Source organism: Paractinoplanes brasiliensis (assembly GCF_004362215.1).
Lineage (GTDB): Bacteria > Actinomycetota > Actinomycetes > Mycobacteriales > Micromonosporaceae > Actinoplanes > Actinoplanes brasiliensis.
Map to the genome: position 1 here is coordinate 176,075 of NZ_SNWR01000001.1, position 22,395 is coordinate 198,469.

19 protein-coding genes are annotated in these 22,395 nt (G+C 70.1%); 15 read left to right on the top strand and 4 right to left on the bottom strand.

Translation table 11 applies throughout. The features are described from left to right. Window positions 1-127 precede the first annotated feature (127 nt). Both C8E87_RS00665 and C8E87_RS00670 read right to left on the bottom strand, forming a co-directional pair. Complete coding sequence (locus C8E87_RS00665; protein WP_133871259.1) at window positions 128-454, bottom strand: HPF/RaiA family ribosome-associated protein; 327 nt, start codon at window positions 452-454, stop codon at window positions 128-130. A 211-nt stretch (window positions 455-665) separates the two neighbouring features. Further along, entirely contained in the window at window positions 666-1,280 is a 615-nt protein-coding gene (locus tag C8E87_RS00670) for a helix-turn-helix transcriptional regulator (protein ID WP_133871260.1), read from the bottom strand. A 99-nt stretch (window positions 1,281-1,379) separates the two neighbouring features. On the opposite strand from C8E87_RS00670, the gene folE reads away from it, so the two are divergent. From folE to C8E87_RS00715, 9 genes are all read left to right on the top strand, one after another. Continuing rightward, entirely contained in the window at window positions 1,380-1,970 is a 591-nt protein-coding gene (gene folE / locus C8E87_RS00675; protein WP_133871261.1) for a GTP cyclohydrolase I FolE, read from the top strand. A gap of 184 nt (window positions 1,971-2,154) precedes the next feature. Further along, the gene (locus C8E87_RS00680) at window positions 2,155-3,396 is read left to right on the top strand and encodes an NAD(P)/FAD-dependent oxidoreductase (protein WP_133871262.1); all 1,242 of its coding nucleotides are present in this window, start codon (window positions 2,155-2,157) and stop codon (window positions 3,394-3,396) included. 4 nt (window positions 3,397-3,400) lie between these two features. Continuing rightward, window positions 3,401-3,814 carry an adenylate kinase family protein gene (locus C8E87_RS00685; RefSeq protein WP_133871263.1) on the top strand — a complete coding sequence of 138 codons (414 nt, stop codon included), beginning with the start codon at window positions 3,401-3,403 and terminating at the stop codon, window positions 3,812-3,814. Between the two features lie 247 nt (window positions 3,815-4,061). Beyond that, on the top strand, window positions 4,062-5,417 hold the full coding sequence (locus tag C8E87_RS00690; protein ID WP_133871264.1) for an extracellular catalytic domain type 1 short-chain-length polyhydroxyalkanoate depolymerase: 1,356 nt from the start codon (window positions 4,062-4,064) through the stop codon (window positions 5,415-5,417). A gap of 102 nt (window positions 5,418-5,519) precedes the next feature. Then, on the top strand, window positions 5,520-6,500 hold the full coding sequence (locus tag C8E87_RS00695) for a PaaX family transcriptional regulator (protein WP_133871265.1): 981 nt from the start codon (window positions 5,520-5,522) through the stop codon (window positions 6,498-6,500). 336 nt (window positions 6,501-6,836) lie between these two features. Next, window positions 6,837-7,934, top strand: coding sequence for a ricin-type beta-trefoil lectin domain protein (locus tag C8E87_RS00700; RefSeq protein WP_438865997.1), 1,098 nt, complete (start codon window positions 6,837-6,839; stop codon window positions 7,932-7,934). Between the two features lie 2 nt (window positions 7,935-7,936). Beyond that, on the top strand, window positions 7,937-9,571 hold the full coding sequence (locus tag C8E87_RS00705) for a glycoside hydrolase family 27 protein (protein ID WP_133871266.1): 1,635 nt from the start codon (window positions 7,937-7,939) through the stop codon (window positions 9,569-9,571). Continuing rightward, window positions 9,568-10,935 carry a glycoside hydrolase family 43 protein gene (locus tag C8E87_RS00710; protein ID WP_133871267.1) on the top strand — a complete coding sequence of 456 codons (1,368 nt, stop codon included), beginning with the start codon at window positions 9,568-9,570 and terminating at the stop codon, window positions 10,933-10,935. Before C8E87_RS00705 ends, C8E87_RS00710 begins: the two co-directional genes overlap by 4 nt. Before the next feature lie 90 nt (window positions 10,936-11,025). Further along, on the top strand, window positions 11,026-12,243 hold the full coding sequence (locus C8E87_RS00715) for an alpha/beta hydrolase family protein (RefSeq protein ID WP_133871268.1): 1,218 nt from the start codon (window positions 11,026-11,028) through the stop codon (window positions 12,241-12,243). 28 nt (window positions 12,244-12,271) lie between these two features. Here the strand turns inward: C8E87_RS00715 and C8E87_RS00720 are convergent, their stop codons facing one another. Continuing rightward, window positions 12,272-13,897, bottom strand: coding sequence for a PQQ-dependent sugar dehydrogenase (locus C8E87_RS00720; RefSeq protein ID WP_133871269.1), 1,626 nt, complete (start codon window positions 13,895-13,897; stop codon window positions 12,272-12,274). A gap of 226 nt (window positions 13,898-14,123) precedes the next feature. Then, window positions 14,124-15,293: an SMP-30/gluconolactonase/LRE family protein gene (locus C8E87_RS00725; protein WP_239080643.1), complete on the bottom strand. Its 1,170-nt coding sequence runs from the start codon at window positions 15,291-15,293 to the stop codon at window positions 14,124-14,126. 211 nt (window positions 15,294-15,504) lie between these two features. Between C8E87_RS00725 and C8E87_RS00730 the strand changes: the two genes are divergently transcribed. From C8E87_RS00730 to C8E87_RS00755, 6 genes are all read left to right on the top strand, one after another. After that, window positions 15,505-16,914: a non-reducing end alpha-L-arabinofuranosidase family hydrolase gene (locus tag C8E87_RS00730; protein WP_133871270.1), complete on the top strand. Its 1,410-nt coding sequence runs from the start codon at window positions 15,505-15,507 to the stop codon at window positions 16,912-16,914. 133 nt (window positions 16,915-17,047) lie between these two features. Beyond that, window positions 17,048-18,040 carry a LacI family DNA-binding transcriptional regulator gene (locus tag C8E87_RS00735; protein ID WP_133871271.1) on the top strand — a complete coding sequence of 331 codons (993 nt, stop codon included), beginning with the start codon at window positions 17,048-17,050 and terminating at the stop codon, window positions 18,038-18,040. Between the two features lie 368 nt (window positions 18,041-18,408). Further along, window positions 18,409-19,749, top strand: a complete 1,341-nt coding sequence (locus C8E87_RS00740) for an ABC transporter substrate-binding protein (RefSeq protein WP_239080634.1) — start codon at window positions 18,409-18,411, stop codon at window positions 19,747-19,749. Window positions 19,750-19,752: 3 nt separating this feature from the next. Continuing rightward, complete coding sequence (locus tag C8E87_RS00745) at window positions 19,753-20,679, top strand: carbohydrate ABC transporter permease (RefSeq protein ID WP_239080633.1); 927 nt, start codon at window positions 19,753-19,755, stop codon at window positions 20,677-20,679. Continuing rightward, on the top strand, window positions 20,676-21,500 hold the full coding sequence (locus C8E87_RS00750; RefSeq protein ID WP_133871272.1) for a carbohydrate ABC transporter permease: 825 nt from the start codon (window positions 20,676-20,678) through the stop codon (window positions 21,498-21,500). Before C8E87_RS00745 ends, C8E87_RS00750 begins: the two co-directional genes overlap by 4 nt. Window positions 21,501-21,516: 16 nt before the next feature. Next, window positions 21,517-22,350, top strand: a complete 834-nt coding sequence (locus C8E87_RS00755; RefSeq protein WP_133871273.1) for an SGNH/GDSL hydrolase family protein — start codon at window positions 21,517-21,519, stop codon at window positions 22,348-22,350. Window positions 22,351-22,395 lie beyond the last annotated feature (45 nt).

Here is a 22,395-nt window from a genome sequence, read left to right on the forward strand (position 1 = left end):
GTCGGCACCCCACCGGCCTAGGTTGATCAAAGGAGTTCTCCCTGGATTTCCGGTTCCCCAGGGTTCCTATCGGCACGGCCCGCCGGTTGTGAAGCCGCTTGACCTTCTTACGCCGCTCAGCGAGGGCTCACTGCTTCGGCGTGTCGGGGCCCTGCTGCGGGCGGCGGCGGATGCGCCGCAGGCGGGAGCGGAGCCTGTCCTGCATCAGGTCGGTGGCCTCCTGGAGCGACTCCCCCACCGCGTGCACGTGCAGCCCCACCCCGTTCACGTCGACGTGCGCGTCGACCCGGTCGCCGGGGGCCGCGGCGTCCAACGTCAGCGACGTACGCAGAACCGGGCCGGGCGCGTGGTGCAGCGCCGCCTCCAACTTGCCGACCGCATACGCCGTGGCGTCCGGGCCGACCTCGCCGTGGGTGTACACCTGAGGACTGATGACCAGATCAGCTCGCGTCATGACGCCTCCTCGGACCGGGCCCGGGTCGTCCACCCGGACGCACCTAAATGATCAACTCCTGGCCGGTCCGGCAACAGGGCCTTAAGGCCTGTCGTCATCGTGGGGACCGCCGGCACCGGGCCGGGCGCGTGCGCGCCTTGCGAGCAGATCCGCCACGACGTCCCGCACGCCTGTGCTCGTCGCTCATGGCCGCCAGTGCGATGAACGCGTTTCAAACCCGGATCTCCACGCAGCAGAAGCCGGGCCGGGGAACGAGACGCGCCTCGGCGCCCTCGGCGCCGCACCCGTCGATCACTCCGGACAGGAACGCCTGGTTGAGCCCGCACACCAGGTCGGTGTATCGGGAGGCGAGCGCGTGGAACGGGCAGTTGTGCAGCAGGACCGCCTCGGGACCGGGCTCCGGCTCGAACCCGAGACCATCGAGGACCTCGGTGAGTCCGGCGTCCGGGGTGGCGACCCCGTGGCCGCGGCGGCAGGCCACGGTGGCCGGCTCCTCCCCGCTCGACATCGCCTCGGCGAGGATGTCCGCGATGATCTCGTAGCGGCGCGCGGGCAGCGTGAAGGCCACCCCGTCGGCATGGAGGCGATAGACCTTCGGCGTACGCCCCCGGCCGCGCGGCTGTCCGTGCGGGGTCTCGTAGTGCGCCTGGAGCAGGCCCACGTCGACGAGTTTGTCCAGGTGGAAGGCGGCCAGCCCGCGCGTCATGCCGGTCGCCCGGGCCGCGTCGTCGCGGGTCACCGGGTGCGGCCGGCGCCGGACGTAGTCGTAGAGCGCCCGGCGCGAGGTGTCCGTGAGCGCCTTCATGGCCGTCCAGCCGTCCGTCACTCGCAGATATTAACACCAACGCTCGCTATTGAAATACCGGCGGCAACGGAGCACGATGCGGAGTAACACCAGCGAGCGTTGGTGAATTGGAGCCGTCTCATGACCATCGAAGCCGATCTGCGGTGGGACCTCGTCACGCAACGTGACATGCCTGCCGCCGAGCAAGCCGCCACGGCGTTCCTCGAAGCCCTCGGGGTGGACCTGACGGCGCCCGGCCTGGCCGAGACACCGGGGCGGATGGCACGGGCGTACGCGGAAATGCTCACCCCGCGCGAGTTCGCGATGACGACGTTCGACAACGACGAGGGCTACGACGAACTGGTCCTGGCCAAGTCGATCCCGGTGCGATCGCTGTGCGAGCACCACCTGCTCCCGTTCGTCGGCGTCGCCCACGTCGGATACCTGCCGGCCGACCGGATCCTCGGGCTGTCGAAGCTGGCCCGGGTCGTCGAGATGTTCGCTCACCGCACCCAGGTGCAGGAGCGTCTGACCAAGCAGATCGCCGACTGGCTGTCCATGCGGCTGCGTCCGCGCGGTGTCGGGGTGGTCATCGAGGCCGACCACATGTGCATGAGCCTGCGCGGCGTACGCGCGCCCGCCGCTCGTACGGTCACCTCGACGCTGCTCGGCAGCCTGCGGGACGACCCCCGGTCACGGGCCGAGTTCTTCGCCGTCGCGGGCCCGGGCTGACCACAGCCGAGCCGTCGCGGGCCCGGGCTGACCACAGCCGAGCCGTCGCGGGCCCGGGCTGACCACAGCCGAGCCGTCGCGGGCCCGGGCTGACCACAGCCGAGCCGTCGCCGAGCCGGGCGCTCGCGGACCACCACCGGGCCGGGCGCTCGCCGACCACCACCGACAACGATGGGAGCAAGCCATGACCGCTGACCGCACGTTCGTCATCGTGGGAGCCGGACAGGCCGGGGCGAACGCCGCCGAGACCCTGCGCGCCGAGGGCTTCGCGGGCCGTGTCGTCCTGCTGGGGGCCGAACCGCATTTCCCGTACGAACGTCCGCCGCTCTCCAAGGCGGTGCTCCTCGGCAAGGACGAGCCCGACAGCGTCTTCCTGCACGACGACGCCTGGTACGCCGAGCAGGACGTCGAAGTGCACATCGGCGCGGCGGCGCACGCCCTCGACCGGGCCGCCCGGCAGGTCTCGACCCGCGACGGCAGGACATTCCACTACGATCGGCTGCTCCTCGCCACCGGGTCCTCGCCGAGGTCGTTGCCGGTGGCCGGCGCCGACCTCGATGGCGTCGTGCGCCTGCGGACGCTGACCGACAGCCGACGGCTCGCCGGAAGACTGCGTACGGGCGCCCGCCTGGTGATCGTCGGCGCGGGGTGGATCGGCCTGGAGGTCGCGGCCGCCGCCTCGGCGAAGGGCGCGGACGTCACCGTCGTCGAGGCCGCCTCCCTCCCCCTGCAGCGCGTGCTCGGCGAGCGCATGGCTCGTTACTTCGCCGGCCTGCACACGGGGCGCGGGGTTCACTTCCGCTTCGGCAACCAGGTCACCGAGATACGCGGCGACGGCCGGGTCTCCCAAGTCGTGCTGGCCGACGGTTCCGTGCTCGGCGCCGACACGGTTCTCGTGGCCGTCGGCGTGCGCCCCGACATGGAATTGGCCGAGACGGCGGGCCTGGCCTGCGACGACGGCATCCTCGTCGACCAGCGCCTGCGCACAAGCGACCCGCTGATCTTCGCCGCCGGTGACGCCGCCCGCGTCGGTCATCCGCTGCTCCGCGCCCGTGTGCGCTCCGAGCACTGGGACAACGCCGTGCACACCGGAACGACGGCGGCGCGGGCCATGCTGGACCAGGACGTCGTTCACGACCGGGTGCCGTACTTCTTCAGCGACCAGTACGACCTGGGCATGGAGTACACCGGCTGGGTGCCGCCCGGCCACGACGCCGGCCTCGTCATCCGTGGCGATCTCGGCAGTGGTGAGTTCCTGGCCTTCTGGACCGAGCGGGGCCGGGTGCTCGCCGGTATGAACGTCAACGTGTGGGACGTCGCCGACCGGATCGAGGCGCTGGTCCGGGCGGGGCTGCGCGACGGCCTCACCGTGCCGGCCGACCGGCTGGCCGACCCCGCCGTCCCGCTGAGCGACCTCCTCAGATGAGGTCGTGCGGCGGCATCGCCCCGGCCACCCCGGGTTGCGCCGCATCATGGCGTCGAAGATCGGCTCAAGCTTGTCCGGCGTGTTCACCAGGTTCGTCGCCCTGCACCTGGAGGCCGACGACGAGGAACTGACCCGCCGGCTGCTGGCCCGGGCGGCTCTGGAGGGCCGGTCGGACGACACCGAGCCGGTCATCCGCCGCCGGCTCGCGCTGTATCACGAGGTCACCCATCCGATCGCCGACTGGTACGCCGCGCGCGGCATCCTGGTCTCGGTCGACGCCGTCCAGCCGGTGGAGCGGGTCGCCCGCCAGATCCTCACCGCCCTCGAGGCGATGCGGCCGCTGATCGAGCACGTCCCGGAAAGCGCCCGCCGCCCGATCGACCTCACCGGCCTGGGCCGCGCCTTCGGCCGGAGCTGACCGGGCGCCCTATCGGCACTCGTCGATTGACAGTTTGTTGGGTCGGGTGCACGATAAGTGCTACACAACGCGCGCTCGCCGGTGCGCGCGACACGGCCGGGGCTCAGCGGCCGGCGCCGGTCTCCGGCGTCCGCGCGGGAGGACAGGGCAGATCACCCCGCCGTCATCCCCGGCCTTCCCCCTGGGCTGTGCGCAGCCGTTGTTCCCCTCTGCGCGCGGCTCCACCCTGTCCTCAGGAGTGACAAGCATGAAGATCAAACGCCAATTGCTGTACGCCGTGGCCGCCGCACTGCTGGCCGTGGCCGGTCTTGCCCTCACGGCGCCCCGGGCGGCGTTCGCGGCCTCGCTGACCGAGGTGACCAGCTTCGGCAGCAACCCCGGCGGGATGCGCATGCACATCTACGTGCCGGACGCGCGCCCGTCCAACCCGGCCATCGTGGTCGCCATGCACGGATGCGGCGGCTCGGGCCCCGGCTTCTACTCCGGCAGCGAGTTCGCCTCGCTGGCCGACCGGTACGGGTTCATCGTGATCTACCCGTCCGCGATGCAGGAGGCCGGTTTCGGCAAGTGCTTCGACACCTGGTCGGCCGCGTCCAAGCAGCGCAACGGCGGCAGCGACCCGGTCTCGATCGCGTCGATGGTGGCGTACGCCGGTCAGCGCTACGGCGGCGACCAGAACCGCGTGTACGCCACCGGAAGCTCGTCCGGCGGCATGATGACCCAGCACATGCTCGCCCTGTACCCCGACCTGTTCAAGGCCGGCGCGTCGTTCATGGGCGTGCCGTTCAACTGCTTCGCGAACGCGGCCGACTACCCGCCCGGGGGCCAGTGCACCGGCGGCAACATGAACCGCACACCGCAGCAGTGGGGTGACGCCGTCCGCCAGGTCAACCCGGGCTTCAGCGGCCCCCGTCCCCCGATCCAGCTGTGGCACGGCACCAACGACACGCTCGTGCCGTACTCGCTGCTGCAGGAGTCGGTCGAGCAGTGGACCAACGTCTTCGGCCTCAGCACGAACCCGACGTCCAGCGACACCCCGCAGGCCAACTGGAACCGCCGCCGCTGGGCCGACGGGACCGGCAAGGTGCAGGTCGAGGCGTACAGCATCCAGGGCGCCGGGCACTCCCTGCCCAGCAGCGGAATGGCCGCGGCCGCCATCGCCTTCTTCGGCCTGACCACGCCCACCACTCCGCCGACCACTCCCCCGACCACCCCGCCCACGACCCCTCCGACGACCCCTCCCACCACTCCACCGACCACTCCCCCGACGAGCCCGCCGACGACCTCGGCGTGCCGGGTCACCGCCGCGGTCAACGCCTGGAACAACGGGCTGACCGCGAACCTCACCATCACCAACACCGGCGCCGCCGCGATCAACGGCTGGCGGCTCGCCTTCGACCTGCCCTCGGGCCAGACCATCACCGGCGGCTGGAGCGCCTCGTACGCGCCGTCCTCGGGCCGCGTCACGGCGACCAACGTCGGCTACAACGGGAACCTGGCGCCCGGCGCCTCCACCACGATCGGTTTCCAGGCCACCCACTCCGGTAACAACGGCGGCCCCACCGGGTTCGCGCTCAACGGCTCCGCCTGCGTCACCGGCTGACGAACCCCGGTGTGGGCGGCGAGGTGGCGCGCCGTCCACACCGGCCGGCGGCATGGGAAGATCGTCGGAGTCGTCAGCCCCCGACTCTGCCGGAGCCGTCGCGTGACCAGCCCGTACGACATCGACGAGATCTTCCCGGACGACGCGGCGGACGCCGTACGCCTGCCACGCCGCCAGGCCGGGAACTCGCCGCAGGACCTCACCGTGACCCTGCTCGCCGACTACACCTTGAGCACCGGGGGTGAACTGCCGTCTGCGGCCATCGTGGCCCTGCTGGCCGAGGCCGGGGTGAGCCAGGCCGGCGCCCGGACGGCCATCAGCCGCCTCGCCCGTCGCGGGGTGCTGCAGGTGAGCCGGCAGGGACGGCGCAGCGCGTACCGGCTCACCCCCGAGGCGGCCGAGTTCCTCTCCGTCGGCGGCAGCTCGATCGTCTCGGCGGCCACCGGGGCCGAGTCGTGGGACGAGCACTGGACGCTGATCGCGTTCTCGCTGCCGCAGGGTGAACGCGCCCGCCGGCAGGAACTGCGCAACAAGCTGCGCTGGATGGGCTACGCCCCGCTGTACGACGGCCTGTGGATCTCGCCGCACGACCTGTCCGACAAGGCCCGGGCCCAGCTGGCGCTGTTCGCCCCCGGCACCATGACGGTGTTCCGCGCCCGGCACGTCGACCTCGACGCGAACCCGCAGCGCCGGCCCGTCCAGGCGTGGGACATCGCCGGCATCGCCCGCGAGTACGAGGCCTTCCTCCAGCATTGGGGCGGCGTCCCGGCCCGCATCACGGCGGACGCGCTCGCCGGGCCAGAGGCGGTGCAAGCCCGTACGGAGGTGATGGACACCTACCGGCGCCTGCCCGTCCTCGATCCCCGCCTGCCGTTGCAGCTGTTACCGCCCGGGTGGCCCCGGAAGACGGCCCGGGACTTGTTCGTCGCCGTTTACGACGGGCTGGCCGGGATCGCGCAGGAACACGTCCGTGCGGTCGCGGCCACTTCCGCCGACGGCCCGGTCGACGGCATCCGGGCTCACACCGTCGCCGCCCTGGCCGCCAGGTTGCCCGCCCGCCCAGCCGCTCGCTCGTCCTCCTGAACGGCGACCGATCGCCACCCCGCAGCTCGTACGCCGTTGTCAGCGCTCACCTACGCGAACCGAGGCGGGACATCGCGGCGCTCGGGTCCGGTGGGCTGTGCCCGGATCGCCGGCTCGCATTTCTCCGACCGGGCGGCTGTTTGATTCGTATCGGCGTAACACTTTTTCGCGGAACAAATTTGAAAGCCGATACACATTTCCGCACTTGAATGTCGCAGAACATTCTGGCAACGTCTTTCACACGCGCTGTTAACGTTCACCTGGATCTCGTGCGGCTATTACGGCCGCACTGTTTGGCGTGCCGCGTCCACCGGCGGCCCGCCGAAAGGAGCACCTGTGCACAAACGAAGAAACAGCATTCTCGCCGTCGCCCTGGCTCTGGGGCTGGCGCTCGCCGGTGCGGCCGCTCCCGCCGCCGCGGCCGAGTCGAACGGCGGCGTCAAGGTCATGCCGCTGGGCGATTCGATCACGGAGGGAACGCAGGTTCCCGGCGGTTACCGCATCGGGCTGTGGCAGCGGCTGGCCGGCGCCGGCTACCGGGTCGACTTCGTCGGCACGCAGTCCAACGGCCCGGCCTCCCTCGGCGACCACGACCACCAGGGACACCCGGGCTGGCGGATCGACCAGATCGACGCGAACATCACGCGCTGGCTGGCCACCGCGAACCCCCGCACCGTCCTGCTGCACATCGGCACCAACGACATCCTGCAGAACTACAACGTCGGGTCCGCGCCGAGCCGGCTCTCGACGCTGATCGACCGCATCACCACGGCCGCGCCCGCCGCCGACGTGTTCGTGGCGACGATCATTCCGCTCGCCAACTCCGGCCAGGAGGCGGCCGCGCGCACCTTCAACGGCGCGATCCCGGGAATCGTGCAGAGCAAGGTGAACAGCGGCAAGCGGGTGCACCTGGTCGACATGCACGCCGCCCTGACCACCGCCGACCTGATCGACGGCGTCCACCCGACCGCCGGCGGTTACGACAAGATGGCCGCCGTCTGGTACGCCGCGCTGCGTTCGGTCCCCGGCACCATCGGCGATCCCGGCGGCTCCACCACCGGCGGGGCCCTGGTCGGCGCCGGCTCCGGGCGATGCCTGGACGTACCGGGCAGCAACACCGCCAACGGCACCCAGCCGATCATCTGGGACTGCAACAACGCCGCCAACCAGCGCTGGACCACCTCCGGCCAGACCCTGCAGTCGCTGGGCAAGTGCCTCGACTCCCCGACCGGCGCCACCGCCGGCACGAAGGCGCAGCTCTGGGACTGCTCCGGGGCGGCCAACCAGCGCTGGAACCGCAACGCCAACGGAACCATCAGCAACGCCGCGTCCGGCCTGTGCCTGGACGTGCGAGCCAACGCCACCGCCAACGGCAGCCAGGTCCAGCTGTGGACCTGCACCGCATCCCCCAACCAGGTCTGGACCGGTCGATAACCATGAGACGTTTGAAGACCCTGCTCGCGACGGCGGTGCTGCTGCTGTCGGCAACCGCGTTCGTGGCCACCGCCACGCCCGCCCAGGCCCTGGACAACGGGGTGGGCCGCACCCCGCCGATGGGCTGGAACAGCTGGAACACGTTCTTCTGCAACATCAACGAGTCGCTGATCCGGGGCATGGCCGACAGCATGGTCAGCAGCGGCATGCGGGACGCCGGCTACCAGTACGTGGTGGTCGACGACTGCTGGATGAGCCCGAACCGCGACTCCAGCGGCAACCTGCAGGCCGAACCCTCCCGCTTCCCCAGCGGCATGAAGGCGCTCGGCGACTACATCCACAGCAAGGGCCTGAAGTTCGGCATCTATCAGGCGCCGCTCGACAGGACCTGTGCGCAGTACTTCGGCAACTACCCGGGCGCGACCGGCAGCCAGGGGCACGAGGCCCAGGACGCCCGGCAGTTCGCCGCGTGGGGCGTCGACTACCTGAAGTACGACTGGTGCTCGCCCTCCGGCAGCATCAACGACCAGGTCACCACGTTCGCCAAGATGCGCGACGCGCTCGCGGCCACCGGACGGCCGATTCTGTACAGCATCAACTCGAACAGCATCCACTCCAAGACGGGCCCGCAGCGCAACTGGGGCGACGTGGCCAACATCTGGCGCACCACCGAGGACATCCAGCTGGTGTGGAAGACCGACCAGGTCAACGACTACCCGATGGGCGTGCAGAACATCATCGACGTCAACGTGCCGCTGGCCGGGTACGCCAAGCCGGGCGGGTTCAACGACCCGGACATGATGGAGGTCGGCCGGGGCACGCTGACCGACACCGAACAGCGCTCCCACTTCGCCATGTGGGCGATCATGGCGGCGCCGCTGATCGCGGGCAACGACCTGCGTAACATGTCGGCCGCGACCCAGACGATCCTCAAGAACCCGCGGCTCATCGCGATCAACCAGGACACCCTCGGCCGCCAGGGCGCTCAGGTCGCGGGCGACGCCAACTTCCGCGTACTGGCGAAACGCCTGTCCAACGGTGACGTGGCGGTCGCTCTTTTCAACCAGAGCAACAGCACCCGTACGATCTCCACCACCGCCGCCGCCATCGGCAAGTCCGGGGCCTCGTCGTACTCGCTGGTCGATGCCTGGACCGGCGCGACGAGCAGCACCAGCGGCACGATCAGCGCGAGCGTGCCCGCGCACGGCACGGCCGTCTACCGGGTGAGCGGCGGCACCACCGGCGACCCGACCACCCCGCCCACGAGCAGCCTGGTCAGCGCCTCGTCGGGCCGCTGCCTGGACGTGCCGAACAGCAACACCGCCAACGGCACCCAGCCGGTCATCTGGGACTGCAACAACGCCGCCAACCAGCGCTGGACCACCTCCGGCCAGGCCCTGCAGGCGCTGGGCAAGTGCCTCGACTCCCCGACCGGCGCCACCGCCGGCACGAAGGCGCAGCTCTGGGACTGCAACGGCGGCGCCAACCAGCAGTGGACGTTCCAGTCCAACGGCACGATCCGCAACAACCAGTCCGGCCTCTGCCTGGACGTCAACAACAACCAGACCGCCAACGGCACGGTGACGCTGCTGTGGACCTGCACGGGCGCAGCCAACCAGCAGTGGAGCCGGCGATGAGGGCCCGGTGGCGGCGGATCGCCGCCTCGCTCGTCGCGTCCGTCTGCGTGCTGGTGACGCCCGCCTTCGCCGGGACGGCGCGGGCCGACAACCCGATCGTGCAGACGGTCTACACCGCCGACCCGGCGCCGCTGGTGCACAACGGGCGGGTGTACCTCTACACCGGTCACGACGAGGACAACTCGACCTGGTTCACCATGAAGGAGTGGCGGGTGTACTCCTCAGCCGACATGGTGAACTGGACCGACCACGGCTCCCCGATGAGCCTGGCCACGTTCAGCTGGGCCAGCGCCGACGCGTGGGCCGGGCAGGTCATCAGCCGCAACGGCAAGTTCTACTGGTACGTGCCGGTCAAGAACCGGGCGACCGGGCGGATGGCCATCGGCGTGGGGGTGTCGTCCAGCCCGACCGGGCCGTTCACCGACGCGCTCGGGCGGCCGCTGGCCGAGAACGGTGAGATCGACCCGTCGGTCTTCATCGACGACAACGGGCAGGCCTACCTCTACTGGGGCAACCCGAACCTGTGGTACGTCCGGCTGAACTCAGACATGATCAGCTACAGCGGCGGCGTCAACCAGATTCCGCTCACCACGGCCGGCTTCGGAACCCGTACGGGAGATGCCTCTCGCCCGACGCTCTATGAGGAAGGCCCTTGGGTCTTCAAACGGAACGGCCTGTATTACAACGTGTTCGCGGCGAAATGCTGCTCGGAGTTCATCGGGTATTCCACGGCGCCCGGACCGACCGGACCGTGGACGTATCGCGGCACGATCATGCCCACCCAGGGCAGCAGTTTCACCAATCACGCCGGCATAATCGACTTCAACGGCGGGTCGTATTTCTTCTACCACAACGGCGCGCTTCCCGGCGGTGGCGGTTTCACCCGTTCGGTGGCCGTCGAGAAGTTCACCTACAACGCCGACGGCACCATCCCGACCATCAACATGACCACTTCCGGCGCCCCGCAGAACGGCACCCTCAACCCGTACGTACGGCAGGAGGCCGAGACGATCGCGTGGAGTTCCGGGGTCGAGACCGAACCGTCGTCCGAGGGCGGGATGAACGTCGGGTACATCGAGAACGGCGACTACATCAAGGTGAAGGGCGTCGCCTTCGGTAACGGCGCCGGCTCGTTCACCGCCCGGGTCGCCTCGGCCACCAGCGGCGGGCGTCTCGAGCTGCGCAGCGGAAGCCCGACCGGCACCCTGGCCGGTACGTGCACGGTGCCCGGCACAGGCGGCTGGCAGGCGTGGACGTCGGTCTCGTGCCCGGTGTCCGGGCTGACCGGCAACCGGGACCTCTACCTGCGGTTCACCGGCGGCAGCGGTTATCTGTTCAACCTGAACTGGTGGCAGTTCTCGTAGCGACGGGCCTCCGGGGTACAGCCTGCTGTACCCCGGAGAGGCCAGTTACCTGGATCGATCCGACAGGGCCGGCGAAATAGCGTTTCCGGCATGACCACGACGAAGAAATACCGCAATGTGACGGTGGGTCTCACGGCTGCCGCCATCCTCGCCGCGGGCGTCGGAGTCGCCCACGCCGACATCGCCGAAAGCGCGATCGCCCGGGCCGCGGCGCCGGCCGGCTGGGCAGGCGTCACCCGCGAGCAGGTACGCATCGACTTCGGCCAGGGCTGGGTCACCGACGCCGAGCTCACCTATCCGGCCCGGTCCACCGGGCGCCTGCCGCTCGTCATCTTCCTGCACGGCAGCGGCCACAACGACATGAACCAGACCCTGCCGGAGGGCAAGGGCGCGACCTTCGTCCCGCTGTCCCAGGCCGCGAGCCACGAAGGGTTCGCGACCCTGCGGTTCAACAAGCGCGGCGTGACCGGCGTCGGCCCCGTGCTGACCGACGACCCGGCCCAGCTCCTGCCGAAGAACCCGTACGAGCAGATCCAGCGGGACGCCGCGGCGGTGGTGCGTTTCGCCGCGAGCTCGCCGAGGGTGGACCCGTCGAAGATCTTCCTGCTCGGCCACAGCGAGGGCACCAACGTGGCCGCCAACCTCGCCGCCACTCCGGCCAAGTTCGGCATCCCCGAGCCCGCCGGGGTGATCGAGATGGGGGTCGTCGGCCTGCCCATCGAGCAGTTGCTGACGTTCCAGATCTACGGCCGCCTGCTGGCCGAGCTGCACGACGAGTTCGACGTCAACGGCGACGGGCAGCTGACCGCGACCGAGGCGACGCACGGCCTGATCGGCCACCCGAAGGAGCAGGCCGACCAGTTCCGCTCGGTGCTGCTCGACGGCAAGAAGGTCCGCGCCGGCACCGACCGCAACCGCGACGGCCGGATCGCGATCGACGCCGAGGCCGGCCCGGTGTTCCGCAAGCTGACCAACATCGACCTGTACCCGAACCTGCCCGACCTGGACGAATACACGATCGCCTACGCCAAGGACATCGCCCGCTTCCCGACCGTGTCGCAGGCGCTGCCCAAGTTCCGGGGCCCGGCCCTGCTGCTCAACGGCGAGGGCGACATCCAGACCCCGGCCCGCGCCGCGATCGTGGCCGACGCCGCCGTGGCCGCGTCCGGCAACAAGGACCACAAGCTCGTCATCTACCCGGGCATGGGGCACACGATGAACATCACCTCGAAGTTCCACCCGGTGTTCGGCGACCCCGACCGTCAGGTCATCACCGAGATCCAGGGCTGGCTCAGGGCCCGCCGCTGACGAACGCCCCTGGTGGGCCGGTGATCGCTCACCGGCCCACCGTCACCTTCAGGACGCGTTCGTTGCTGTTGTTCGGAACGCTGTCCTTGTCGCCGCCGCTGCTGGTGGTCAGCCACAGGTTGCCGTCGATCGACGGCTCGACGGTGCGCAGCCGGCCGTACGTGCCGACGAAGTGCTGCTGGACGTCGGTCAGGGTGTCCCCGCTGATCACCGCACGGTAGAGGCGGGCCCCGCGCAGGCAGGCGATGTACAGCACGTCCCGCACGATCGCGATCCCGCTGCACGAGGCCGAGGCGACCGGGTACGTGCGTACCGGCGCCACCAGGCCCTCGCCTGCGCAGTCGCCGGTGGTGCCCTCGCAGGCCGGCCAGCCGTAGTTGCCGCCCTTCACGATGAGGTTCGTCTCGTCCATGACGTTGTTGCCGAACTCCTGCTCCCACAGCCGGCCCTGGGAGTCGAACGCGAGCCCCTGCGGGTTGCGGTGGCCGTAACTCCAGACGTAGCTGCCCGCGAACGGGTTGTCGCCGGGCACGCCACCGTCGGGTCGCAGCCGCAGCACCTTGCCGCCGAGGTTGCCGAGATCCTGGGCCTGGTCGGGGTCCTGACCGTCACCGGCCGCGGCGTACAGCATGCCGTCGGGCCCGAACCGCAGCCGCCCGCCGTTGTGGTACTTGTTGCGGGGAATCCCGGTGAGCAGAACCTCCACAGTGTCGGTGCGCAGCTCGGTGTCGTAGCGGATCCGCACGATCCGGTTGTCGGTGGCGCTGGTGTGATAGATGTACAGCCAACGGTCGGTGGTGAAGTCCGGCCCCACGGCCAGCCCCAGCACCCCACCCTCACCATTGGTTCCCTGTACGCCGGGCACGATGCCGATGCTGTGCTTGTTCCCGCCGTCCGGGTCCATCGCGATGATGTCGAAGACGTCGCGCCGTCCGTAAAGGACGGTGCCGTCGGGCAGCTGCACCAGCCCCCACGGCAGGTCCGTCTCGGTGGTCACCAGGGTCGTGCCGCACACCGCGTTGGTGCAGCTCGCACCGGTGGTGACGGCGACCGTGGCGCTGCGCGCCGAGATGTTGCCCTGGGCGTCGCGGGCGGCCACGGCGTACCGATATCGCGTCTGCGGCTGCAGCCCGCTGTCGGTGAACGCGGTCGCCGGCGGGGTGGCGGCCGAGCCGGTGACAGTGCCGATCGCCGTTCCGCCGCGATACACCACGTACGCGGTCACCGCCACGTTGTCCGTCGCGGCCCGCCACGACAGGGTGGCTGTGGTCCCGCTCGCCCGGCCGGTCAGCCCGGTGGGAGCGGCCGGCGCCTGGTCGTCCTCCTCGCAGAACGGCGGCGTGACCGAGACCGTGGGCCCGGCCTGCGAGACGTTGCCGGCCGCGTCGCGGGCGTTGACGTACCAGCCCCAGGTGGCCCCGCCGACCACCGGCAACGTGGCCGACGTCGTGGCGCCCGGCACCGAGGTCACCAGCTGGCCGTCGTGGTAGAGGTCGTAGGCGTCGACCCCGACGTCGTCGGTCGCGGCCGACCAGGTCAGCGTGACCGATTCGCAGGTGAGCGCGCCGGCTTCCAGATGGGCCGGGGCCGTGGGCGGGGTGGTGTCGGTCGCTACGAGCGCCGGGAGGATCAGGGTCAGCGCGGCGAGGCGCATGGCAAGAACCTTTCAGTACGGGTGGTCGGGCACGCGGTTCACCACGCGTGTGTCGGTGGCCGGGCGTGCGTGCGGGTGGCCGGGTTTGCGAGTGTCTGGGTTTGCGGGTGGCCGGGTTTGCGGGTGGCCGGGTTTGCGAGTGTCTGGGTTTGCGGGTGGCCGGGCGTGCGGAGTGGGTGGGCATGTGGAGTGGCGGGGCCTGCGGGTAACCGGGCGTGGCCGGCTCTCAGTACGGGTAGCCGGGCACGCCCAGCTCGATGGCTGAGATGCCGTAGTCGCCGGTGCGTCCGGCCGTGATGTAGAGGGTGCGCCGGTCGGGGCCGCCGAACGCGGCGTTGGTGGCATTGGGGCCGGCAGTGATGGTGCCGAGCTCGACGCCGGCCGGGGAGAAGATGTGCACCCGGCCCTCGTTGTGCGACACCCAGTAGATGTTGCCCGCGCAGTCGACGGTGACCCCGTCCGGGCTGCCGACGGACGCGAAAACCGTGCGCTCGCCGGTGCTGCCGTCCGGGTGCACGGCGTACGCGTAGATGAGGTTCTCGCCGAAGGCGCCGACGTACAGGGTGCGGCCGTCGGGTGACAGGGCGATGCCGTTGGGCTGGCGCACGGTGTCGTCGACGAGCTCGACCTGGCCGTCGACGACCCGGAACACGCCGGTCCGGCCGCCCATCTCGTCGGCGCGGCGGCCCCGCTGGAAGTTGGGGTCGGTGAAGTAGACGACGCCGTCGGCGCGGACCGTCACGTCGTTCGGCGAGTTGAACGCCCGGCCCCCGAAGTTCCCGGCAATCACCGTACGGGCGGCGTCGGCCAGCCGGTACGCGGAGACGTTGCGGTTGTCGTGCGTCGCCGCGACGATCTGCTGGCCGTCCGGGCTCAGCGCCAGGCCGTTGCTGCCCGAGGCGGCCACGAACGTCTTGGCCGGCGATCCCGGGGTGAGCTGGTGGATGGCGGAGGGCTGGACCTGCTCGGGGCCGGTGGCCGGGCGGAGGTCGGAGACGAGCAGGGCGCCGAGCCGATCGATCCACACGGGGCCCTCGAGGAACGTGAACCCGCCCTGGAGCCGTGGGGCCGTCAGCGTGGGGCCGGGCAGGGGCGGCTCGGCCGGGGCGCCGGGCTCGCACACGCCGGGCGGGGCTCCGGGCGGCGTGTCCGGATCGGCCCCAGCCACCAGCGGCGTGTCCGGATCGGCCCCAGCCACCAGCAGCGTGTCCGGGCCGGCACCAGCCGCGGCCACCAATGGCGTGTCCGAGCTGGTCCCAGCCGGCGCCGCGGCTACCGGCGGACCATCCGGGGCGGTGGCGGCCGCGGCGGCGGGGATCGCTGCCAGGAGCACGGAGGCGGCACCGATCACGGCTGTCACGGGCCGGGACAGGTTTCGCGACATATTGACGGACATGATTGTGAACGTAGCATTTGAGGGCGGACCCGCAAGCTCGATGGCCGACCGTTTCGGCATAACACTTTTTCAGCGTCAAGCAGCTGTTATCGACCGGCATGATTCACCGCTTGAGCCCATGGGAGCGCTCCCGTAACATGCCCGAAAAGCGTGTGAACGGTAACACGCACGGATCTTCGCTCCCGAACTCATCCCCGGTCAGGAGAACTCCATGAACCTGTCGAGATCGAGCAAGATCGCCTGGGGGTCGGCCGGCGCCGCCCTGCTGGCGACGACCGCTGTGGTGGCGGCCGCCCCCGCCGGCGCCGCCGCGGCCGGGTGCTCGGTGAACTACGCCGTGTCGTCGCAGTGGCAGGGCGGGTTCGGCGCCAACGTGTCGATCACCAACCTGGGCGACGCCGTGAACGGCTGGACGCTGACCTGGTCGTACAGCGCCGGGCAGACCGTGACACAGGCGTGGAACGCTACGGTGACCCAGAGCGGCTCGAACGTCACCGCCAAGAACGCCAGTTACAACGGGTCGATCGCGACCGGCAGCTCGGTGTCGTTCGGCTTCAACGGCTCGTGGACCGGCAGCAACCCGGTCCCGTCGAGCTTCGCGCTGAACGGTGTGACGTGCACGGGAGGAACCGTGCCGTCGAGCCCGCCCCCGTCGACCACGCCTCCGACGAGCCAACCGCCGACGAGCCCGCCCCCGTCCGATCCTCCCGGTCAGACGTGCACGCTGCCGTCGAGCTATCGCTGGTCGTCGACGGGTGCGCTGGCCGAGCCGAAGAACGGCTGGACGTCGTTGAAGGACTTCACCAACGTGGTCTACAACGGCAAGCACCTGGTGTACGCGTCGAACGTGAACAACGGCTCGTACGGGTCGATGAACTTCGGCCTGTTCGACGACTGGTCGCAGATGGCCTCGGCCGGCCAGAACCCGATGAACCAGGGCACCGTCGCACCCACCCTGCTGTACTTCGCGCCGAAGAACATCTGGGTGCTGGCCTACCAGTGGGGCCCGACCTCGTTCAGCTACAAGACCTCGACCGACCCGTCCAACGCCAACGGCTGGTCCAGCGCGCAAACCCTGTTCACCGGCACCATCGCGGACGCCCCGTACGGGGTCATCGACCAAACCCTGATCGGGGACGGCCAGAACATGTACCTGTTCTTCGCCGGCGACAACGGCAAGATCTACCGGGCGAGCATGCCGATCAGCAACTTCCCCGGCAGCTTCGGCGCGAACTACACCACGATCATGACCGACACCCGCGACAACCTGTTCGAAGGCGTCGAGGTCTACAAAATCGCCGGGCAGAACCAGTACCTGATGCTCGTCGAAGCCATCGGCAGCCAGGGCCGCTACTTCCGCTCCTTCACCGCCACCAGCCTCAACGGCACCTGGACCCCCAACGCCGCCACCGAGAGCAACCCGTTCGCCGGCAAGGCCAACAGCGGCGCCACCTGGACCAACGACATCAGCCACGGCGACCTGGTCCGCACCAACCCCGACCAGACCAAAACCGTCGACCCGTGCAACCTGCAACTGCTCTACCAAGGCAAGAACCCCAACGCCGGCGGCGACTACAACAACCTGCCCTGGCGCCCAGGCCTGCTCACCCGGCAGCGCTGACATGAGAGGACGGCAGCGGCAGCGGCACCAGGTCACCCGCGCCGGGAGCTGACAGCCACATGTAGAGTGCTTCAGGTAAAGCTTTTGTAGGACACGGGCGACTCGGTGCGCCCGCCGGACACGGGGCAGGGCGTTGGCGGCGGGGCATCGAGTCACCATCTACGAGGTCGCCGACCGCGCGCAGGTCAGCATCTCGACCGTCTCCAACGTACTCAACAAGCCCGACCGGGTCAGCCGGGCAACCCGGGAACGGGTGCTGGCGGCGGTCGACGAGCTGGGCTTCGTCCCCAAGGTGCAGGCGGTCAGCCTGGCCCGCCAGGGCACCGGGCGGATCGGCGTGATGGCGCCGTTCACCTCGTACGGCTCGTATCTGCGCCGGTTGTCCGGCCTGCTGACCGCCGCCACCGAACTCGAGATCGACGTGCTGGTCTTCGACCACGAGTCGGCCGCCCTGGCCTCCTCACCGGTGCTGGCCAGCATGCCGGTGCACGGGCGGCTCGACGGCCTCGTGGTGATGGGCCTGCGCATCGAGGACGCCATCGCCGACCGGCTGCGTCAGCGGCGCCTGCCCACGGTGGCGGTCGACGCCGACAGCGCCCTGTTCAGCCGGGTGGTGATCGACGACCGGGCGGGCGGCCGGACGGCGGCCGAGCACCTGCGCGACCGCGGCCATCGCCACGTCGGCTACCTGCTCGAACGGCAGGTCTCCGACTACGAGTCGCAGGCGATCAAACGGCTGGCCGGCTTCCGCGAGGTGATCGCGGCGGCTGGCGGGTCGGTCACCGTGGCGCGCAGCGACAACTCGGTCGACAACGCCCGCCGGGCCGCCGCCGAGCTGCTCGACGCGGCGGACCGGCCGACCGCGATCATGGCGCACCATGACGCGCTCGCCGTGGGAGTCCTGCTCGCGGCCCGCGACCGCGGGTTGCGGGCGCCGCAGGACGTGGCCGTGATGGGATTCGACGACGGAGACATGGCCGTGGCGGCCGATCTGACGACGGTGCGTCAGCCCTTCGAGGAATCGGGCAGCACAGCGTTGAGCGTGCTGCTGGGGCATCTCGGCGGATCCGAGCTGCGGTCGACGACCGTGCTCGACGTCAGCCTGGTCCAGCGATCCACCACCTGACCCGGCACGGACCCCACCGGTGCGCTTCCGCACCCGACCCGAGCTTCATGGCCCGCCCTTGCGCACCCGACGCCGGCCGTGCCGGCCCACTCCCGCGCACCCGACGCGGCCGTGCCGGCCCCCACTCCGCACCCGACGCCGGCCGCGCCGGCCCACTCCTGCGCACCGCGACGCGGCCGTGCCGGCCCCCCACTCCGCACCCGATCCTGGCGCTGGCAGTTCGTCACTTCGCCGTCTGCAAAAAAGTGCTTCTATAGAATCTGTTGACACTGCCCTGGCGATGAGGTTTCGTGCTTGTTACGCACCCGGGCCACGCTTTCCCGGCCGGGATCCCACTGTCCCAGGAGATAAAAGTGTTCGCTGACCATATGAAACGTCCCGTCATGGCGGTGCTGGCCTGCGCCGGCCTGCTGACCGCGGCAGCTTGCAGCGCGCCCGGCAGCGACTCCAGTTCCTCCCCCACCACCACCGGCAGCGCGGCAGCCGTGGCCACCAGCTGCGGCAGCGACCCGGTGACCCTCAGGGGATACTTCGAGACCGGCTTCCCCCTGCCCAAGGAGCTCGCCGACGAGTTCACCAAGCAGTTCCCCAACGTCAAGTGGGACATCCGCGAGGACCAGTTCGCGGTGATCACGCAGAACGCGCCGCGGGTCCTGGCCGACGACCCGCCGGACCTCATGCGCCTGCCGCAGGTGTCCGAGCTCGTCAAGGACGGCCTGCTCAAGCAGCTGGACGGCTACGCCCAGGCGTACGGGTGGGACAAATGGCCCGCCTCGCAGCTGGAGCAGATGCGGGTCAACGCGAACGGGCAGCGCGGCGACGGCCCGCTCTACGCCCAGGGCCTGAACTTCAGCATGACCGGCATGTTCTACAACAAGAAGCTGGCCGCGCAGATCGGCATGACGCAGCCGCCGGCCACGCTGGCCGAGCTGGACACCGTCCTGCAGAAGGCGAAGGACGCCGGCCTGGTGCCGATCAACCAGTTCAACGGCGGCGCCACCGGCGGTCTCGCCTTCCCGCTGCAGAACCTCATGGCGGCGTACGGGGAACCGGGGCCGATCAACGACTGGATCTACCAGAAGCCCGGGGCGACCATCGACACCCCCAGCAACCTGCAGGCCACCCAGCACCTGGAGCGGTGGATCAAGGCCGGGTACTTCGCCTCCGACATCAACTCGCAGGACTACGCCACCATGATGAGCCGGTTCATCGGCGGCAAGGCGCTGTTCATGTTCGACGGCGACTGGGAGTCGGGCAACCTCGACAAGCAGATGGCGGGCAACGCCGGGTTCTTCCTGATGCCTCCTGCCAACGCGGGCGGCAAGCGGGCCGCGATGTCGGCGCCGCTGACGTTCGGCATCAGCGCCAAGGCCCCGAACGCCGACTGCGCCGCGTTCTTCCTCAACTGGGTGGCCACCAACCAGCAGGCCCGGGACATCACCGTGAAGGTCGGCGGCTCGCACCCGATGGGTCCGTCGGACGCCTACATGCCGCCGGTCCAGGAGGGCACCGTCACGGCCGCGACGCTGACCGCCGGCGCCACCATCGCCCAGGACAACGGCGCGATGGACTTCATCGCCAACGCCACCGGCGCCATCTACGCCAAGAGCTGGACCCCGCAGCTGCAGAAGCTCGCCGCCGGCCAGCAGAGCCCGGACGCGCTGCTCAAGTCGGTGCAGAAGGACTACGAGAGTCAGGTCAAGGGCTGACCTGTGGCCATCCGATCCGGTTCCGCGCCGCGGACACCAGCCGCGCCGGGGCGGCGTACTCGTCGCCCCGGCGCCTGGCTGGGCTGGCTGTTCGTGGCCCCCGCGGCCCTCATGTACACCGTCTTCGTCCTGCGACCGCTGCTGTTCACCGTCCAGTACTCGTTCTACGACTGGAACGGGATCGGGGCCTCGACGTGGGTGGGCCTGGAGAACTACACCCGCCTGTTCACCGATGCCGAGCAGTTCGCGCCGATCCTGCACGCGTTCGAGCTGATCCTGTTCTTCAGCGGGATCCCGGTGGTGCTCGGCCTGTTCGTGGCGGCCACCATCCGCGGCATCGCGACCAGCCGGCTGGCGCTGGTCGCCCGCACCGTGCTGTTCCTGCCGCAGGTCATCCCGTTGGTCGCGGCCGGCATCATGTGGACCTGGCTGCTGTCCTCGACCGGCCTGGCCAACGAACTGCTGAGCGCGGTCGGGCTGGAGGGGCTGACCCGCGCCTGGCTCGGTGACTTCGGCACCGCCCTGCCGGCGGTCGGCGTGATCGGCGCCTGGGTGCTCGTCGGCCTGTGCACGCTGCTCCTGCTCGCCGGCATGAGCAAGATCGATCCGGCGCTCTACGAGTCGGCGCGGCTTGACGGCGCCGGGCCGATCCGCGAGTTCTTCGCCATCACGCTGCCCAGCCTCCGCCAGGAGATCGGCGTCTGCGTCACGGTGACCGTGATCGCCGCGCTGGCCAGCTTCGACATCGTCTACATCGCCACTCAGGGCGGACCGGGCAACTCCACCATGGTTCCCGGACTCGAGATCTTCTACCTGGCGTTCTCGGAACGCGAGGTGGGCCGGGCCTCCGCGCTGGCGGTCGTGCTCGTGGCCCTCGTGCTGGTCTGCGTTCTGCCCATCCAACGGTTCACCAGGGACGGCAACCGATGATCGTCAACCGCCGGGAGACCCTGACCGGGCGTGTCCTGCTGATCCTGCTGATGGTGATCACGGTGGTGCCGTTCATCAGCCTGTTCGTCACCGCCCTGCACCCGTCGGGCACGTACCCGGACGGGCTGTCCTGGCCCGACAGCCCGCAGTGGGGCAACTTCGCCGACGCGTTCCGGTCCGCGCACATGGGCGAGCTGCTGCTCTCCAGCGCCCTGATCGTGGCCGGCGTCGTGCCGGTCTCGTTGCTGCTCGGGACGATGGCCGGCTTCGCCTTCGGCCATCTGCGGATGCCCGGTCACCGCATCGGCTTCCTGATCTTCGTGCTCGGCCTGACCCTGCCCTTCGAGGGCATCATCACGCCGCTGTACTACCAGATCCGCGACATGGGCCTGCTCAACACGCGGTGGGCGATCATCCTGCCGCTGATCGGCCTGTTCATGCCGTTCTCGGTGCTCTGGATGCGCGCGCACTTCGTCACCATGCCCGAGGACATCTCCGAGGCCGCGCGCATCGACGGCGCGACGACCTGGCAGCTCTTCCGGAGCGTCCACGTCCCGCTGGCCCGCCCCGCCCTGTCGTCGCTGGCGATCCTGCTGTTCCTGTGGACCTGGAACCAGTTCCTGCTCGCCATCGTGCTGGTCGACGACCCGGCGAAACGGACGATGGCCGGCGCGCTCGGCGCCTTCCAGGGCCAGTGGGGCACCGACATCCCGCTGCTGTGCGCGGGCTCGCTGCTCATCCTCGCGCCGACCCTGACCGTGTTCCTGATCTTCCAGCGCCGCTTCGTGGCCGCGCTGCTGCAAGGCTCTGTCAAGGGCTGACGGGCGGAATCGACGTATGACAACCACGCAGAGCCTCACCGACGACGAACGCCGGGCCTTCATCCGGTACACCCATACCCGGCTCTGGCCGCTGCTGCAACGTTTCCCGGTCGCCGGCGACCTGCACGACGAACTGCTCGCGCAGATGGTCGGCTGCCCGGCACAGACCGTACGGGACATCGCCGCCGAACTGGCCGGCCAGGCGCGGGACACCGCCGCCGAGATGCTCACCGACCACCGGTTCCGGGACATGCTCGACACGCTCCCGTTCCGCCCGGAGGACCGGATCGTCGCGGTCGGCGACTCGATCACGGCCGACCGTATCGGCTGGTTCGAGCTGCTGTCCGCGGCGCTGCCGTCGCACACCACGGTGAACCTGGGCGTCAGCGGCAACACGACGGCCGACGTGCTGGAACGGTTCGACCTGCTGGAGGCCGCCCGCCCCGGCCACGTCCTGCTCATGCTGGGCACCAACGACGTCCGTACGCACGGACGGGCCACCGGTCACCGCATGGCCACCGGCGCCGAGACCGAACGCAACCTGCGGGCCCTCGTCGACCTGATCGCCGGCATGGGGGCCACGGTCACCGCGATCACCCCACCCGCCGTCGACCAGCGGCGCATCGACGCCACGTTCGCCGCCGGCCCGGTCCGCTGGCACGCCGCCGACATCGCCGAGGTCGCCGAGATCACCCGCAAGGTCGCCCCGGCGTGCGTGGACCTGCACACGGCGACCGCGAACGAGGATCTGGACGCCTTCCTGGAGGCCGACGGGGTGCACCCGTCAGCGACCGGGCAGCGCCTGATCCTCACCCGCATCGTCGAACACCTCACGAAGCGAGCTCCGTAAGGGAACGGTAAGCGGCACATCGGGGTTTCTGGGGTTGGGTGGGAG